This is a genomic window from Shewanella sp. SACH, assembly GCF_001887095.2.
In the GTDB taxonomy this organism is placed as follows: Bacteria; Pseudomonadota; Gammaproteobacteria; order Enterobacterales; family Shewanellaceae; genus Shewanella; species Shewanella baltica.
This window is the reverse complement of record NZ_MPDG02000003.1, coordinates 176,997-194,774: the sequence shown is the minus strand read 5'-3', so window position 1 is coordinate 194,774 and position 17,778 is coordinate 176,997. Positions and strand designations below refer to the sequence as shown.

Here is a 17,778-nt window from a genome sequence, read left to right as displayed (position 1 = left end):
ATGCACATTGGTTAAGCCTGAACTATATTTTGAAGTTCCCGTAGATGGTTTTGAGAGATTTTACTGTGAAATTGACATGATTCATGTCTTTTCCGAGGTTAAGTGGTTGTATATCGGTATTTATGGGCTGGGTTTGCTGTGTATTGATATCATTCGACTGGATGCAGTGAAAGCGTTGAAAACCGGACTCGCAGCTGCGAGTATCAAGCAGTTTGATTGACTTGCTAGCCCTCGTTAATCAGCCATCATTACCTCGGTCAGCTGTCGTCAAAGCTGCCGAGGTCAAGTTAAGTCAAGCCCTCGCCATCTTCAATAGTGATTTGTTATTGTGGTTATTTCTCTGCCTATCTTTGATTCTCGAGTAAGATATCCTTGGTGTTTCCTCTATTGTCGTAGCATGATCGACCCGCAACTCCCTTAACGCTTTAGGCGGTTTTCTAATAAGCCTTGGGTGTTGCAAAGAATGCCTAATGGATTGGCTTGACTGGATATCATAAACGAGAGATGAGAGTGCGCGGATGAGATGGTGTAAATGACGGCCCCTTTATATGCGATGCGAGATCATGTTAGGCGTCCTAGTGCCAATAAGTCGAGTAGTCCTGCTCCTCAGAGGCGTAAGCGTGGCTTTCGTCGTTTATTGTCTTGGCTATTCAAGGGATTAGTATGGGCATTAATTTGCTCAATCTTATTGGTTATTCTACTCAGATTCGTTAATCCACCCATGTGGACCTGGCGGATTGAGCGCGCCTTATTTCCACCCGCACCTATGGGGGAAGTCATGCATCAGTGGCGCGATTTAGCGCACATTTCTCCTGAGCTACAATTGGCGGTGATCGCCGCAGAAGATCAACGTTTTGCCGAGCATACGGGATTCGATTTAGCCGCGATAAGTTCGGCGCTGAAATACAATCAGAAAGGCACTAAAGTTCGCGGAGCCAGCACCTTAAGTCAACAGGCGGCGAAAAACCTGTTTATGTGGTCTAGCCGCAGTTTCTTTCGTAAGGGATTAGAAGCTTGGTTTACCTTAATGATGGAACTGACTTGGGATAAGTCGCGCATCCTTGAAGTGTATTTAAATATCGTCGAATTTGGCCCAGGTATTTACGGCGCCGAAGCGGCATCAAAGCATTATTTTGGAAAGTCTGCGGCAAAACTAACCCAATATGAGGCCTCATTACTCGCAGCCATCTTACCCAATCCTTGGCGTTATAAAGTGTCACCTCCGTCGTCCTATGTGCAGCAGCGTTCCGCGTGGATCCGCAAACAAATGCGCCAGTTAGGTGATGTCACGCTTAAAAAAGTCCACGAAGCGGGATGAAGTTCTGGCGTGTGAGTTTGGCCCAGATGAATTTATGTGTCATTGGGCACTTTGTTTAATCGTCGACGACCTAAAGATCTTTTATTACTGAATTGAAATAAGATTGGAACCCTGTTGAATTAAGGTTAACGCTGATGCGTTTTAACGGTTTGATTCCCTATCCTGTTCGCTTCTGTATCGGTTTAATGTTAAATTATCGGGCAAAATTTATACCTTAGTTTTCTGATTTTGCATTATCTGCGTAAGGGATATGTAAGAGCGGATAAATATTCAAATACCTAGGGATTACTTTAGGTATTGATTTCATAAAATTGAATTGTCATTAAATGGAGTTTCTTAAATGAAAAAGATTGTGATTGCCGCGGCAATTATTGCAGCTGGTGCGGGTGGTTATTGGTATACGCAGAATGGTACTGGCTCTAGTGCTTCTGCAAATCCTTTGCTCGACTATGTGCCTGCTGATACGCCGATTTTTTCGGGTCAGCTTAAACCCTTCCCGTTAAAAACGTATTTACAGTCTATTTCTGGAAATTATCAGCAATATCCAAGTAATGCACTTGCTGAATCCGGTGAGCTGGATAGCCCTATGGGCAAGTTCTTCATCAGCATTTATCAGCAGTATATGGATGGCATTAAAGAGCCTGCTTTACTGTTGAAAACTTTTGGTTTTCCCGATGAAGTTAAGTCGTATTTTTATACTCTAGGTGCTTTACCTGTATTTAAGATTGATGTTAATCAGACGGATGCTTTTTGGGCTGCATTAGATAAAGCCGAAAAAGACAGTGGTGTGACCCACGAAATGCGTAAAGTGGGTGATGTTGATTATCGCGCTTATGCATTATCGGATGAAAATTCAACTGAGAAAGTTGAACTGTTATTTGCCCAAAAAGATGGCATTTTAACGATTACTTTCAGTACCTCTATTACCGAGCCAGAGTTATTAGAAATGGCATTCGGTATTAAGAAGGCACCGCACTCATTGGCTGCTTCTGGCATACTAGACGATATTATTAAGACCCATGGTTTTAAAGAAGACAGCATCGGCTTTATTAACCATGTTGAAATCGTGAAGGCGTTGACTTCAGCCGATAGCAATATGTTATCTAAGCAATTGACAAAGTTTTTTGCTAATGAAAGCGTTGGTGAAGATTCATTAGCTCAAATTAGAACACCTGAATGTCGCACCGAATTAACTGCCATTGCTGCTAACTGGCCGCGTTCAGTTGCTGGGGTAACCGCGTTTTCTGTGACAGAAAAAGAAAGCCATATGGCGGTCTCATTTGTGGTCGAAACTAAGAATCAACCGATTCTTGCGGCCATGCAAAAGATGCGTGGCTTTATTCCTGCACATCTGGCGGATATCGACAGCACTATCTTCTCTATGGGCATAGGCTTAGATGTCAACGAAGTTGCACCTTCATTAACGGCTATTTGGGATGATCTGCAAAAGCCGCAATTGACCTGTGCGCCACTGGCCGAGTTGCAAGCTGAGTTGAGCCAACAGAGCCCAGCTATGCTAGGCATGTTCACTGGTATGGCGAACGGTGTGAAAGGCATGAGCGTTTCATTGCTCGACTTTAAAATGAGCACACAAGATCAAGAGCCTAAGTTAGAAAGCTTAGATGCGTTAGTGAGCCTCAGCGCCGAAAACCCGTCTATGTTGTTCAATATGGTGAAACCTTTCGCGCCTATGTTGGCCGAAGTGCAATTAGCCGATAACGGCGATGCCACTGATTTATCACCCATATTGATGTTACCTCCTGAGTTAGGTATTAAGCCTATGCTCGCGATTAAAGGTCAGCATTTAGTGGTGTATAGTGGTGACAAAGGTTTGGCTTTGGCGAACAAATTAGCGGGCGAGAAACTGTCTGCGAATGGCATGTATAGCTTATCTGCTGACTACGGCAAGATGTTCACTCCAATGCTGACGTTGTTAGAAATGAGCGGCGAGCCAATCCCTGAAGAAATGAAAATGCTTAAAGATTACAACATGCGAGTTCAAATGAGCTTTGATGTGAATAAGCAAGGTTTGGTTATAGGTTCAGTTGTCAATTCTAAAGCGACTGAAAAGAAATAATTCTAGAATCCATTCTTTAGCTAACTGATATCAGTTAACGAATCAATGTTTGAAATGAGCCAGCAGATTGCTGGCTCTTTTTTTTGATTTAATTCAGCTTAGCTTGAGCCAACTTAGTGGGTTGTGATGTTTGAATGAGCTGAGTTTTTGGCTTAGCCGAACGCACTAAACTCACTAGTCCTTGCCATTGAATATCACTGTTTTGCGGGAGCCAAATATCGGGCTCAGTCCCAGCACCTGACAAGAGTTTTCCCTGGGCATCATAGGTTAACGAACTACTGAATCTTATGTCTAACCCACTGTTTGGCAGTTTGAAATGGTACTGACGAGCAAAGTCACCCGAGGTTTTTTCACCAATCAAATTCGCCCTAGACCAAGATTTAGTGCGATAGGCAATCCACTCACATTCTTGGCGGCATTTGGGGCTCACGAGCAGCGCTAAGCGATTTCGCCCTTCAGGAGTCACCGTAGGTTTAGTGCGAACGTACCAAGAGCTGAATTTATCTTCATCGACTGAGGGTAAGTTGCGGGTGAGGGATTTTAGTCGAGGAACACTGTATTCGAGCGTATCTAAAGGCTTAAAGTTGAGTGGCTGTAGATAGTCATTTCTCAGTTCCGGTGAGCGGCGATAGTGTGCAAATCCCATCACATTCGGCGCTAAAGTGTTATTTAAATCAGCATCTTGATATCGCGATAATAGGGTCAATAACTTTGGGCTAAAACCACTAGCATCACGTAAGTCAATGATCAGTAGGGGATGCGTCATGCCCTTGAGCAGTTCTTGCTGTAGATCTCTATTTAATTCAAAGGCGTACAGATCACTGATTTTCAGTTTGACCGTAGTATTGTTAACCGTCTCTAATTGATATGGAACGTCTTGAAATTCGGAGCGCTCAAACTGAGACAACTGATTAATGAATTCTAAAACACTCATATCTTGTGTCTTATCTTCTTGATTACTTGCCGCTAATTGCGCCTGCGGTTCGTGGCTTGGCAGGGCGAGAGTCACCTGCTGGTTTTGCAGATCATCATTAATCAGCGTAATGAGCACATAGGGCTTGATGCTGAGCCCTAAGTCTTCACGCAGCAGGTTCAGTTTTTTCAGCCAAGGTAACTGCATTTCTTGGCTCTGTTTTGCAGGCTCAGGTAAATAGGCTTGGCTGGCCGCCACCCATTTACTCATGGGCAAACCGTCGATATGAGTCACAAAGGGAAAGTCGTTGTTGATTGGACTATTACTGCTATCTAAGGCTAACCACTGGTCGTTGAGTGGCCGTAAGGTTAACGGGAGATCGCCGCTTTGATCATCGAAGTCATGCACTTGAGCGCCGGGATCTTTGAGGCTATTGAGCAGTTTAGTTATTTCAGCGGCAAAGCGGTCATTGGGAGTCATATCTTGATACTGCTCGACAATCAGGCTCGCCATATACTTGAGTTGCGGACTGGCTTTATCGGGCGTTAACGCATAAAACGCCGAGTGTTGCTCGATTTGATCCAATAAGGCATAGAGATCTTGGCGTACCTCTTGCGCATTAAGCATAGGTGCAGTGTTATCTTTTGGCACAGCAAAAAACGCGAGCTTAAGTAAGCTCGCGAAAATAATGACACTGAGTAGCATGACTATGCTGCGGTAGCTAAAACTCATATTCCTCCATGATGTTAAGGCGCGGCTTCAGGGCACAAAAAGGTGTGCGACTATCGGCTTAAATGCCATTAGGATCAATGTAAATCGTCCCGCTGAGCCATAAACTCAGGTCCATCTGAGCAATTTAGCAGCAGGTTTTGTAGATTAGCAGCAAATTATGGCTGATTTTTGTACTATGTCACTTTTATATTTGCTACAGAATATCGTTGAGCGAAATCCCGATACCAATACGTTGGTTGTGATAGTTGTAATCGATTAGGCTCTCGCCATAACCATTAAAGTATTGAGTATAAAGGCGTAAGTTACCGACGATAGGATAACTCCAGGTTAGTTCTGCTGAGCCTCTGTCGATATCTTCTAGGTTTGTTTTAAGGGTTAAGGTGAATCTATGCTCATCGATACCATAGACACCAATAAACTCAGCTCTTCCTATGTAGTCATCAATATTGGGATTATCGTCACCGCGGGCTTGATGCGGATCTGTTTTTTCATCCTCAGGAATACGCCACCAGACTTTGGTTGAGAAGGCGAGTGGACCGGCATCAAAAATCATAGTGGCATAGAGTCGATTCCAGCTGCGAGAAAGCGGTCCTGATTTACCATTCGATTGATGCACAGCACCAACGCCCCAAAAGGAATTGGTCACACTGCCGATTTTCCAATCGTTATTAAACAGCATAAAGACTTCAGGCTCGTGATTGGTTTCACGAAACGGAGATGAGGTGTCTTTGTTATAAACCTGCCAATAGGATTGATTGGTATAGGCAAAGAATAAATGACCATTATCACCAAAGACATTGTACCAAATAGGGAATTTAAAACTGATTTGAAACTTAGCCTCGAACTCATCCAAAGTGTAGGGATTGATGAGGGCATCTTCAGCGAACGGTGCCATGTTGGGATCTGGGCTATAGGTCGCAGGTAAAATGTAATTCACTTTATGGGGTGTAATCACAAAAGGCAGTTCTGCCGTGGCAAGTTCATCTTTGACTCTTCCTTCTACTAATGATTCTTCGGCATTTATACTCGTACAAGCTAATAGCCCAGCCATTGCAATACCTGAATAAAGTCGTTTCATCGGCCCTCCTTGATGTGCTTATTTGTGTATTTGTCAGTCGTACTCAACAAAGATAGTTATGCCCAGCTTACCATTAGAAAGTGAATTTATGGTTATGTAAAAATTCTGCGTCATTTGGTGACAATTTATCTTGTTAGTGAGGTTTTCGCCCTGTTAGGGCTGGTTTGGGTAGAATTTTTGGCAATAACATAGTGCCAGAATCACACACTTAGCTGAGCGGTGTTCGTTTTATACAACAGATGAATCCATATTAAGTTATTTAAATTCAACTGGTTATTGGTATTTTGTGGCGTTTTTGATTTTGAAACTCAATATTTTTCCACTTTAAATCGACGTCAGTGATTTCTTTTATATCTAAATGATATAAAAACTAATAATTATCTATTTATTATGGAATATAAGACGCGCTATATTTCTACAGACTAAAGTGATCTTGGGGATGCTGATGGAAATTTTATCTTTACCGGGCCAAGCGGCCAAAGGCAAAGTCTGGCTGGTGGGTGCAGGTCCTGGTGACGTTGAGTTATTGACGTTAAAGGCATGGCGCATCCTTAAAACCGCAGATGCTGTGCTATACGACGCTTTAGTCAGTCAAGATATCCTCGATCTTATTCCAAAAGACGCTGAAAAGATTGCCGTAGGTAAACGTGCGGGTAAGCATAGCGCCGCACAGGACGAGATTAATCAGTTACTCGTTACTAAAGCCTACACCCGTAAAAATGTGGTGCGTCTTAAGGGCGGCGATCCTTTTATTTTCGGTCGCGGTGGCGAAGAGTTACAAACCTTAGTCGAAGCGGGGGTTGAGTTTGAAGTCGTCCCCGGCATCACCGCCGCCAGCGGCACATCGGCCTATGCGGGAATTCCCCTGACCCACAGAGACCATGCCCAAGGTGTCACTTTTATCACTGGCCATTGTCAGTTAGAGAGTCGCCCTATGGACTGGCAAGGTTATGCAAATCCTAACAATACCTTAGTCGTGTATATGGGGATTCTTAACGCCGGCATTATTCGCCAAGGTTTAGTCGATGCGGGCCGAAGCCCTGACACTCCCGTTGCGATAGTGTCAAAGGCGACCACTAAAGAACAACGTCGTTTTATCGGCCGTTTAGGTGAGCTTGAACAGCTTACCGCCGATCCTGAATTACAAATGCCAGCCTTGATGATCATAGGTGAAGTGGTTGCGCTGAGTGACACTTTGCATTGGTTCAACCCTGAAGCGGTTGAATCGAGTCATGCCAGTGATGAGCAGATTCAATCGGTTAGAGTCTCGGCCGCCGCGTCGATAAGCTAAGCCGCAAACAGTTAAAGATACTTAGCAGTTAAAGGTGCTAAGTAGTTAAATATATTAAGAAAATTAAGCTAACCCATGCTGTGGTAACGCAGCGAATTTAAGGTAAACGGAGAATAGTATGGCCGGGCGTGAATTAAGCCACTTACAACAACTGGAAGCCGAGAGCATCCAGATCATTCGTGAAGTTGCAGCCGAATTCGATAATCCTGTGATGTTGTATTCCATCGGGAAAGATTCTTCCGTTATGTTGCACTTAGCGCGTAAAGCCTTTTATCCAGGCAAGATCCCATTCCCGTTGCTGCATGTTGATACGGGTTGGAAATTCAAAGAGATGATCGCGTTTCGTGATGCCCAGGCAAAGAAATTTGGCTTCGAGTTACTGACGCACATCAACCCAGAAGGGTTGGCGCAGGGGATTAACCCTTTCGACCATGGCAGTGCGAAACACACTGACATCATGAAAACCCAAGGTTTAAAGCAAGCACTTAACCAATACGGTTTTGATGCCGCTTTCGGTGGGGCTCGCCGCGATGAAGAAAAATCTCGCGCCAAAGAACGGGTGTATTCGTTCCGCGACCGTCACCACAGATGGGACCCTAAAAACCAACGTCCAGAACTGTGGCGCACCTATAATGGCGCAGTGAACAAGGGCGAAAGTATTCGCGTATTCCCGTTATCTAACTGGACTGAGCTGGATATTTGGCAATATATCTATCAAGAAAACATTGAGTTAGTGCCTTTGTATTTTGCTGCTAAACGTCAAGTGGTTGAGCGCGGCGGTCAGTTAATCATGGCCGATGACGAGCGGATGAAGTTAGCCGAAGGCGAGCAGTTTAAAGAAGAATTGGTGCGTTTTAGAACCTTAGGTTGCTACCCACTTACGGCCGCCATGCATTCTGAGGCCGACAGCCTAGAGAAGATTATTGAAGAAATGCTGTTAACCCGTTCAAGCGAACGTCAGGGCCGATTGATCGACTCAGATCAAAGTGCCTCGATGGAGCAGAAGAAGCGTCAAGGCTACTTCTAATCTCGGCAAGGTTAGCCCTATTTCGCGAAGGTGGCGCAAGTAAAGCGCGACCTTCAGCCAAGCAGATCAAGAGTGAGAATAAGATGGACAAAGCGGTCAATAAAACCAATCTCATGGCGGCAGAAATTACCCTCCATGGTGTGAAAGAATATCTAGCCCTGCAGCAACACAAAGGCTTACTGCGCTTTTTAACCTGTGGCAGTGTGGATGACGGCAAAAGTACCTTAATCGGCCGCCTGTTACACGACAGCGCCCAGATCTATGAAGATCAATTGGCGAGCCTAAAGAGCGACAGCGCTAAGATGGGTACCACAGGTGAAGCTATCGACTTAGCTTTACTGGTCGATGGTCTGCAAGCCGAGCGCGAGCAGGGCATCACTATCGATGTGGCTTACCGTTACTTTTCAAGTGATAAGCGTAAGTTCATCATCGCCGATACACCAGGGCATGAGCAGTACACGCGTAACATGGCAACGGGTGCATCGACCTGTGATTTGGCGGTGATTTTAGTCGATGCCCGCTACGGCGTGCAGACTCAGACTAAACGCCATGCGTTTATCGCGTCATTACTGGGGATTCGTCACTTCGTTGTTGCCGTGAACAAGATGGATTTGCTTGGGTTTGACGAGCAAGTCTTCAATCGCATTCGTGCCGATTTTACGGATTTCGTCAAAGATTTCGGTAACCTCGATATCCACTTTGTGCCGTTATCGGCGCTTAATGGTGACAACGTGGTTGAGCGCAGTACGCAAAGCGACTGGTATCAAGGTGGTACTTTGCTTGAACTGCTAGAAACTATTGATACGCAACGTGAACTCAGCTCATTGCCAGTACGTTTTCCTGTGCAATATGTGTCGCGTCCTAACTTAGATTTTCGCGGTTTTGCGGGTACTTTAGCCTCTGGCATTATCAATGTCGGTGACGAGTTAGTCGCTTTGCCATCGGGTAAACGCAGCAAGGTTGAACGTATTGTGACCTTCGATGGCGACATACAAGAAGCGGTTGCTGGCCAAGCTGTGACCATCACGCTGGAAGATGAAATTGATATTTCCCGTGGCGATTTACTGGCAAGACCGGATTCTGCACCTGCCGTCGCTAACGTGATCAGCGCCGACATAGTGTGGATGGATGAAAAGCCATTGCAACTCGGCCAGTTATACGACATCAAAGTGGCCGGTAAGAAGACGCAAGCCTCTGTGACTGGCATCGATTATGTGGTTGATGTTAATACTTTAGCGCGCAGCGCGACGGATACGCTTGGGTTAAACGCTATTGCTCGCGTTACCTTAGAGCTGACCGAAGACATAGTGTTCGATGCGTATTCATTAGTGCGTGATACCGGCGGAATGATCTTAATCGATCGCCTGAGCAATGCGACGGTTGCCGCAGTGATGGTGGTATCGGGTCAGCATGTTAACAAACAAACAGCATCACAATTTAGTGCCTTTGAAGTTGAGTTTAATGCCTTAGTGCGTAAACACTACCCACATTGGCAAGCGATAGATATCTCTAAGCTTGGAGCTTAATTTGTGAGTGACTTGTGGCTGTTAGCGATTATTTTGTTAGGTCTAGTGGCTGGCTTAATTAGCGGCCGTATCAATCCAGCGGTATTGTTTTTATTTGCATTTTTGCTGTGTTATTTGCTTGGCATGGTTGCGCTCGATACCGCATTAACAAGCTTTACAAATATTGGCTTAGTCACACTTGTTCTGTTGGTATTGGCCGCGACGGCGTTAGAAAAAACCTCCCTGCTGGGGAAGTTGAGTCAAGTCATAGGCAATAGTTCTTTGCCTATGACAATGGCAAAGCTTGGGCTATCGACCGCCTTGCTGTCGTCCTTTACCAATAACACTGCGGTGGTGGCGTCGCTTATCGGGGTTGTGCGTCGCAATCAAGCACACGCACCCGCTAAGTTATTATTGCCGTTAAATTATGCGGCAATTTTAGGTGGCACACTGACCCTGATTGGTACCTCGACCAACTTGATTGTGAACTCCTTTGTGGAAAACGCCGGCTTACCCGCCTTAGGTTTCTTCGAGTTCACGCCGGTCGCGGTTGTGATCGTCGTCGCTGGTATGTTGTTATTGATCTTACTAGCGAACATTCTGCCCGACAGACGGGAAGAGTCGGGTGAAGAGGCGCTGCCTTACTTGCTCGAAGCCCATGTGGCAAAAGGCTCGTCCTTAGTGGGTCGCAGTGTGGTGGATAACAAACTCAGGGCGCTTAAAAAGTTATATCTGGTTGAACTAGAACGCAGCGGCATTTGTATTTGCCCTGTTCCGCCTCAGTTAGTGCTGCAGGCGGACGACGTGCTGCGCTTCAGTGGCGCGGTGGAATCGGTTGAGCTATTGCATCAATTCGATGGTTTAGATTGGTTTGGTAAGCATCAAGCCAAGGGACAAAATTTAGTTGAAGCTGTGCTCGCGCCATCATCCCGTTTAGTCGGCAGTTCGTTGAAAGAGTCGCGTTTTCGTGAGCAGTTCGATGCGGCCGTGATGGCAATTCGCCGCGGAAATCATCCGCTGAAGGGAGGGCTTGGCGACATTATTCTGCAACCCGGTGATGTGTTGTTATTGACGCCAGGCGATGGTTTCAGCAATAGCGCAAAATTGAGTTCAGAATTTGCGGCGATCAGCGGCTTAGATTTAAATGTGCGGTTAGACAGTCGCCGTGGTCGTTGGGTATTGCTCGGCTTTGCGGTCACGATCGTTTTGAGTGTCACTGGTGTATTGCCATTAGCTAAAGGTTTAGTACTCCTGCTGCTGAGTTATTTTGTTATTGGCGCTGTTACTTTGGCAGAGCTTAAACGCCGTTTTCCATTGGAACTAGTGGTGATAGTGGGGAGTGCGTTAGGGCTCGCGAACTTGATGATGAGCACTGGCCTTGCGGACAGTTTAGCCCAAGGATTACTCTCGGTTATTAATGGTTATGGGGTGTTTGGCGCTTTTGTCGGTGTGTATTTTATGACCTTGTTGTTGACTGAATTAGTCACCAACAACGCTGCCGCAGCGCTGGCTTTCCCTATCGCCTACGCGATTGCGCTTAATTACGGTGTCGATGCAAGACCCTTTATTTTGGCCGTGGTCTTTGGTGCCAGCGCGAGCTTTATTTCACCCTACGGCTATCAAACCAATTTGATGGTGTTTAATGCGGGTAATTATCGCTTCAGTGACTTCGTCCGCCTAGGATTGCCGTTATCTGTGCTGTATTCCCTGATAGTGATATTTATGGTGCCGATCATCTTTCCTTTTTAGTGATTAGCTTGAGTTTATTGCCCTTATGTTAGCCGTTTAACAACATGGGGATTGAGGAGTTTTTATGACAAATATCGTGTGGCATCAACATCCTGTAGATCAAGCCGCCAGAGCCGAACAGAAAGGCCAAAATCCAGTATTACTCTGGTTTACCGGACTGTCTGGCGCGGGCAAGTCGACACTGGCTGGCGCATTAGAGCGGGCGTTATTTGAGGCGGGATTCCACACTTATTTACTTGATGGCGATAATATGCGCCATGGCCTATGTAAAGACTTAGGGTTTACGGTTGAAGACCGTGACGAGAACCTGCGCCGTGTCGGCGAAGTGGCCAAATTAATGGTGGATGCTGGGCTTGTGGTGTTATCGGCCTTTATTTCCCCGACTCGTGAGGAGCGCGATAGCATTCGTGCCCGTTTCCCTGCCAGTCAGTTCATTGAAGTGCACGTGTCGACGCCATTAAGTGTGTGCGAGCAGCGTGATCCTAAGGGGTTATATGTGAAAGCACGCAGTGGTGAAATCAGTAATTTCACGGGGATTTCATCACCCTATGAAGCGCCATTAGCGGCAGAATTGACCATAGATACCAGCAAAGGCGATTTAGCGACTCAAGTGCGCGCCTTAATCGATTATCTGACGGCAATCAATGTTATCAATGCCGATAAGGCTAAAGCGCTCGCCTAGTGTTATATACCTAGCCATATCAAATCATGCCTTAGTGGATGATTGAATGGTCATAAAAAACAGGAGCCTTGGGCTCCTGTTTTGTTTTGGGCGCAATGCGTTCACTATGTTCAATGCTGACATTCAAGCAACATGGTTCAAGCGCTATGCTCAAACACTATGTTCAAACACTATATTCAAACACCATAGTTCAAGCATCATGTTTAGACATCAAGTTTTAGCATCACATTCGGCCAGCATATTGGCTATCTATCGCCGTTGCGTATAATCGGTTAATTCAGGTTCAGCTCGGCGGTTTCTGGGGCTGTTACTGGAATTGCCAGACTGAAAACGCTGCCTTTACCTAACGTACTGCTGACCGTAATTTTCCCGCCAAGAAGTTGGCTGACAAGTTGATAGGTTAAGTGTAAACCCAGCCCAGTTCCACCATTTCCCCTACGAGTAGTAAAGAAGGGATCGAAGATTTGTTTCATCGTTTCCTCGCTCATCCCTATGCCATTGTCTGAGACTGTGATTTCGACCATCTGATCTTCTATCATCTGTGCCGAGATTTTTATTTGGCCATTAACCCTCCCTTCGAAAGCATGGGTTATCGCATTGGTGACGAGGTTTTCAAGGGATTGTCCAAGTGCGCCTGGGTAGCTGTTCAGTTCGATATCGGCATCAACGTCGATTTCGAGCTCATGGGATTGCTTCTTCATCCGCAGCCATGAGGTATGTAGCATGTCCTGAACGAGGCTCGTGAGCTTAAAACTACGGCGCTCCTCCCTTGTTCTATCGACGGCTAAGCGTTTGAAGCTACTGACTAAGGTCGCAGCTCTGCTTAAGTTGGCTTGCACTATCTCCGCGCCTTCATGGAAGTGAATAAAGTAACTGTCGACATCAGATCGCTTAAGACCCGTTTCGAAAGCGTTTTGCAGCTTAGTGCATTCATTTTTCATGCTCGATAACGTGACCTGTGCTGCGCCGACTGGGGTATTGAGTTCATGGGCGACGCCCGCCACCATCATGCCTAAGGATGATAGTTTTCCCGTCTCGATTAGTTGTTGCTGAGTGTCGTGTAAGTGCTGTAACGATTCGGCTAACGCGGCATTGGATTGGGTGAGTTTTTGCTGTTGCTCGGTTAACTCTTGATTCAACTTGTCCCGTTCTCGCATGGACTTTGCAGCGCGCCAACAGATCCCACCGCCGAGTAACAGTAATAAAATCCCTAGACTGAGCGCTTCTAGCAGGCTGCGTTGATTAATCTTTGAGAGTTGATCATTGGGGACCCGTATCACAAGTTTCCAATCTTGGTCTGAAGTGTTGGTGGCATCTTGTACATTTTCATAATCCCAGAGCCCTTCGGGGGTGATAAAGGCGCCTTCGCTATCTTGGGTAATCTGTTGCCAAGCATCGGGATTGAGCTTGGCTAAGGTTAATTCGGGGCGATTAAACATAAATGCCCAGGTGAGTTCGGGATTGGATGAGAGTAGCCAGTAACCCTCTTTATTCAGCAGTGAAAGCTCTACATTGCTGTTAGCCGTAATTTTGGCAATGGCGTCTAACATTGATTGGGCTAGAAAATTGAGGGCAATAAAGCCTTGGCGCTCGCCCGAAGGTAAAAACACGGGAGTGGTGACTCTTAATACGGGCTTGATTGGATTTTCTATTTCTCCCTTTTCGACATTCAAATCTAAGGGCGAAAAGTAAAAACTATTAGGGGCTAAGCTTAAACTCTGGATGGCGTAATATCGCTTAGCCTTCAATTGCAATAATGGTTTAGCAACTATGTGTGGGAGATTCTGGACAAGATTGACTCTGACTTTTTCTAAGGCGTTATTATCGAGCCAACGTACTTGATCGTAGTTTTGTGATGCGGCACTAAAGCTCTCGAAGAAATGTTCGACCTGAGTGAGATCTTGCTCATTTCCCGCCGCCGCATCGAGGAGTGTTTGATATTTAGCAAGAAATAGGGCGTCGCGCTTAATATTACCAATATGGTAGGCAATGGTTTTAGCGGCATCACCTAAAAGGGTGTTCGCCTCTTGGTATAAGGGCACCATGGCATCTTCATGGCGCTTTTGATAAAGCAAAGTGGTGAGTATGGGCACCAACAATAACCACGGCAGCATGAATCTGAGCCAGTAGCCCCAGAAGGTAGGCTGAGTCAATTGCGATGGCGCTGTCATAGTGGTGTTTTTTGGTAGTTTTTAAGCCAAGTTAATAACTCCGGTAGTGGCATGGGCTTAGCATAAAAGTAGCCTTGGGCATCGTGGCAGCCGCGGTCGCTAAGCCATTTCGCTTGCTCTTTAGTCTCGACGCCTTCGGCAATCACATTCATGTGGAAGCGTTGTCCTAACAAGATAATGCTATCGACTATCGCAGCGGCGCCATCATCTGAGGTGACATTGTCGATAAAGGATTTATCAATCTTAATGCGGTCGAAGGTCAGTTTGCTGAGATAGGCTAATGAGGAAAATCCGGTACCAAAATCGTCAATTGCGATTCTAATGCCTTTTGAGCGTAACTCATTTAATTGCTTGCGGATGATCTCAAAATTTTGCATCGCAATCGATTCGGTGACTTCGATTTCTATCTGCTTGGGCGGGACTTTAGCGTCGGCAATGTGCTGCTTTAAAATATCGACGATGTTTTCCTGCTCAAATTGCATGGCCGATAAATTCACTCCCATACATAAATTGGTATAACCCGCTTCATTGAGTGCGCAGAGTGCTTGGCAAGATTGCACGAATAGTTGCTCACCGAGTTGGGTAATCAAACCTGTCGCCTCGGCAATGGGGATAAAATCCAACGGCGGCACATTTTGACCATTAGGTAAGGTCCAGCGAGCCAGCGCTTCAACCCCGACGACTTCACCTGTTTTAATACAGACTTGCGGCTGCAGTGCAATATGGATGTCATTACAGGTAATACTGTGTTGCAGCGATTGTAAGAGTTCGAAGTGATAGGCCACATTATCGTCATTGGCTTGTTGGTAAGTCACGTGCTGCCGAATACCCAGTTTTTTTACGGTTTTGAGGGCGGTATTCACCTGAGTAATGGCATCAACCGCAGTGCCATCAGCTAATTCTAGTGGCAGTGTGACTGTGCTGATATTGACCGTGATCTTCGATTTCCCCTGTTGATAGGGTTGAATAAAGAGTCGGCTAATAATGTCGGCGGTGACTAAGGTTTTAGGGCCGAGCACGGCAAATTTATCATCCTTGAGGCGGGTGACTAATACACAAGCATCAAAGTGTTCGCGTAAACAACAGGCGACATGTTTGAGCATCTCGTTGCCTTGGGACGAGCCAAATACGCGATTAAAATCGGAAAACTTATCGATATCTATGAGCAATAAGTTGAATTTTTCGCGAATGTCTTCCGCCAGCACGCCTTCTAAGGTGCGGAGTAATACGTTGAGATTAGGGATTTTGACGAGCGGATCTTCAAAAGCAATCTTGTCTAGTTGGCTCATGAGCGACACGCTATGCAGGCCGCCACAAATGTTCATGCTAAACACACGGATCAGTTCAGTTTCCGTGATATCCAGTGGTCTACCCGTCGCTAAATAGACAGCATAGTCGGCGCCAGCGAGTTCGTCGGGGAAGAAGAGGCAAGTAAAGTCATTTTCAATACGAGACTGCCTGCGGCTCAGGCAAAGTTCAAGTTGTGCTCGGATATGTTGCTGCTCAAGCTGTTGTAACGAATGGCCAAAATACGGTTCAAACTCACACGAAGCGGCAATGATTTGGTGGGAAATACCCTGTTCGGTTAATTCATTTGTCGATTTCACGCACACAATGCCGCCATGGGGCAGGTTCAATAAGGTCGATAACTGGCGCAACATCTTGCCGGAAAGCTCTTTGATATTGCGTGAGGTGTAGAGTGCGCCGCTGGACTCGGCAATCAGTTGCAAGCCACGCTTAGCATTGGCAATACTGCTAATTTGTTGATATGAACGCAGACTCGTAGTGAGGATAGTTTGCAGCCTATCGGCCGATAACTCAGATTTAGTCCAATAGTCGTTGATGTCGTAATCACGCATCACGTCGAAAATAGGGGCCATGCCTGGCTGACCTGTAAGCAGAATAATGCGGATTTTTTCGTTGCCGAGTACTTCCCTAATACCACGCACCAAACGTAGCCCTGCATCTTCGGTTTCCATCACCACATCGACTAAGGCGATCGCAAAATCATTTTCCTTCGCTAATACTTGGCAAGCTTCTGCATAACTAAATGCTTGGGTGAGCTCAATTTTGCAGCCGAGAACGGTGAGGGTAGATAACGCAAAGGCGGTTGAACGTTGGAAGTTTGAGTCATCGTCCACCGCGAGTATTTTGACTGTTTTTTGATTTTCGAGGTGTTGTGGTGAAGACTGTTCGTCTAAAAAAAAGACATCTTGTTCTTGGCTAATCATTCTCTCCATCCTTGAGATGCCATTCGCATCCTTATTCACTCAGCAAATAAAACGAGCATTTTTTATACATAGAGTATTTGCGACAGATGGGGTTTATTCAAGCAAATATTTTTATTAGTCAATAATATAAGCGATTATGTCGCTACTCGATCTTAAAATCCTTAGCGAACAAGAGTTGCAGGGCCTTGAGGTATTCTTGATCCGGCTTAGGTTGCACGAGTTGGGCCAGTTCATCACCAATCGGCGTGAAGCGGTAATAACTAAAAAGCAGATTGCCGCTCCTAGGCGTGAGCTTCATTTGTATGCCTTGCAGGGCAAATTGAATCGGTGTTTTGTTGTTAAGTAAGCCTGTTTCGAACTCGCTGCTGTGTAGTATTCCCGCATCGACTAAGGTCAGAATGCTCGAGTAGGGTAGGCCAAACTGGGATAAGCCTAAATTGACTGAGGTCGTTTTACGGAAATACTGGCCAATACCACCGGATAAGCGATAGCCGCTGATGAGTTTTAGGCGCTGTTCGCTATTGACCTTAGCCGCCATGCCGAGGGCTTTTTCAAGGATTTGTGCTTCCCTGTGCGTCAGTTGCTTGAGTAGCGCTAAGGTGCGCAGACTGAAGTTGCCGGGATTCACTATCTCGCTCGATAATATCCGTGCCCACAAGTCTTGCATTCTGCGGTTATGGATTTGCTCCGCCATCAAAAAGAATTGATGACTCCAATCGGGATCGAGATCGACTCCAGTCACATCAGATGGCGTATAACTGAGGGCTAAGGCAAAAATGGTTTCAACATTGGCTTGATACTGGCTCGATAACTTGCGGGCTCTATGTTGGGCGCGTTCGGCGATGGAAGCATTCGCAGGGCGATATTCTTGCTCACTGGCTAAGCCTAATTGACGGCCGAGTAGCAGGGCTTTTTTGCGAGCAGATGCCTCGGATGTTGACTCGCCTTCTTCTGCCAACATTAAAATATCTGAATCCTTCATCGCGTTAATCCTTGAGCCTGCA

At 45.9% G+C, this 17,778-nt stretch carries 13 protein-coding genes; 8 read left to right on the top strand and 5 right to left on the bottom strand.

Annotated features, from left to right (window positions below; translation table 11 throughout):
• Positions 1–76 precede the first annotated feature (76 nt).
• From BM607_RS15010 to BM607_RS15000, 3 genes are all read left to right on the top strand, one after another.
• Positions 77–220 carry a hypothetical protein gene (locus BM607_RS15010; RefSeq protein WP_226059344.1) on the top strand — a complete coding sequence of 48 codons (144 nt, stop codon included), beginning with the start codon at positions 77–79 and terminating at the stop codon, positions 218–220.
• 312 nt (positions 221–532) lie between these two features.
• A complete protein-coding gene (mtgA, locus tag BM607_RS15005) occupies positions 533–1,318 on the top strand; it encodes a monofunctional biosynthetic peptidoglycan transglycosylase (RefSeq protein ID WP_006082890.1) in 786 nt (261 codons plus the stop codon).
• A gap of 340 nt (positions 1,319–1,658) precedes the next feature.
• On the top strand, positions 1,659–3,395 hold the full coding sequence (locus tag BM607_RS15000; RefSeq protein ID WP_071940114.1) for a hypothetical protein: 1,737 nt from the start codon (positions 1,659–1,661) through the stop codon (positions 3,393–3,395).
• 88 nt (positions 3,396–3,483) lie between these two features.
• On the opposite strand, the gene BM607_RS14995 is transcribed toward BM607_RS15000, so the two are convergent.
• Entirely contained in the window at positions 3,484–5,040 is a 1,557-nt protein-coding gene (locus tag BM607_RS14995; RefSeq protein WP_071940115.1) for a S41 family peptidase, read from the bottom strand.
• Between the two features lie 193 nt (positions 5,041–5,233).
• Positions 5,234–6,118 (bottom strand): phospholipase A, encoded by an 885-nt coding sequence (locus BM607_RS14990; RefSeq protein ID WP_006082886.1) that lies wholly within the window; start codon positions 6,116–6,118, stop codon positions 5,234–5,236.
• Between the two features lie 445 nt (positions 6,119–6,563).
• Here BM607_RS14990 and cobA point away from each other — a divergent pair, with 445 nt between their 5' ends.
• From cobA to cysC, 5 genes are all read left to right on the top strand, one after another.
• Positions 6,564–7,409 (top strand): uroporphyrinogen-III C-methyltransferase, encoded by an 846-nt coding sequence (gene cobA / locus BM607_RS14985; RefSeq protein ID WP_071940116.1) that lies wholly within the window; start codon positions 6,564–6,566, stop codon positions 7,407–7,409.
• Positions 7,410–7,527: 118 nt separating this feature from the next.
• On the top strand, positions 7,528–8,436 hold the full coding sequence (cysD, locus tag BM607_RS14980; RefSeq protein ID WP_012586925.1) for a sulfate adenylyltransferase subunit CysD: 909 nt from the start codon (positions 7,528–7,530) through the stop codon (positions 8,434–8,436).
• Positions 8,437–8,519: 83 nt separating this feature from the next.
• Positions 8,520–9,962 (top strand): sulfate adenylyltransferase subunit CysN, encoded by a 1,443-nt coding sequence (cysN, locus tag BM607_RS14975; protein WP_071940117.1) that lies wholly within the window; start codon positions 8,520–8,522, stop codon positions 9,960–9,962.
• 3 nt (positions 9,963–9,965) lie between these two features.
• Positions 9,966–11,690: an SLC13 family permease gene (locus tag BM607_RS14970; RefSeq protein WP_071940118.1), complete on the top strand. Its 1,725-nt coding sequence runs from the start codon at positions 9,966–9,968 to the stop codon at positions 11,688–11,690.
• A gap of 64 nt (positions 11,691–11,754) precedes the next feature.
• Complete coding sequence (gene cysC, locus BM607_RS14965) at positions 11,755–12,372, top strand: adenylyl-sulfate kinase (protein WP_071940119.1); 618 nt, start codon at positions 11,755–11,757, stop codon at positions 12,370–12,372.
• A 272-nt stretch (positions 12,373–12,644) separates the two neighbouring features.
• On the opposite strand, the gene BM607_RS14960 is transcribed toward cysC, so the two are convergent.
• The 3 genes from BM607_RS14960 to BM607_RS14950 form a co-directional block, all read right to left on the bottom strand.
• Entirely contained in the window at positions 12,645–14,543 is a 1,899-nt protein-coding gene (locus BM607_RS14960; RefSeq protein WP_071940120.1) for a sensor histidine kinase, read from the bottom strand.
• Positions 14,540–16,774, bottom strand: a complete 2,235-nt coding sequence (locus BM607_RS14955) for an EAL domain-containing protein (protein ID WP_071940121.1) — start codon at positions 16,772–16,774, stop codon at positions 14,540–14,542. The genes BM607_RS14960 and BM607_RS14955 overlap by 4 nt, the downstream gene beginning before the upstream one ends.
• Before the next feature lie 142 nt (positions 16,775–16,916).
• Entirely contained in the window at positions 16,917–17,756 is an 840-nt protein-coding gene (locus tag BM607_RS14950; protein ID WP_071940122.1) for a TIGR03899 family protein, read from the bottom strand.
• Positions 17,757–17,778: the final 22 nt, after the last annotated feature.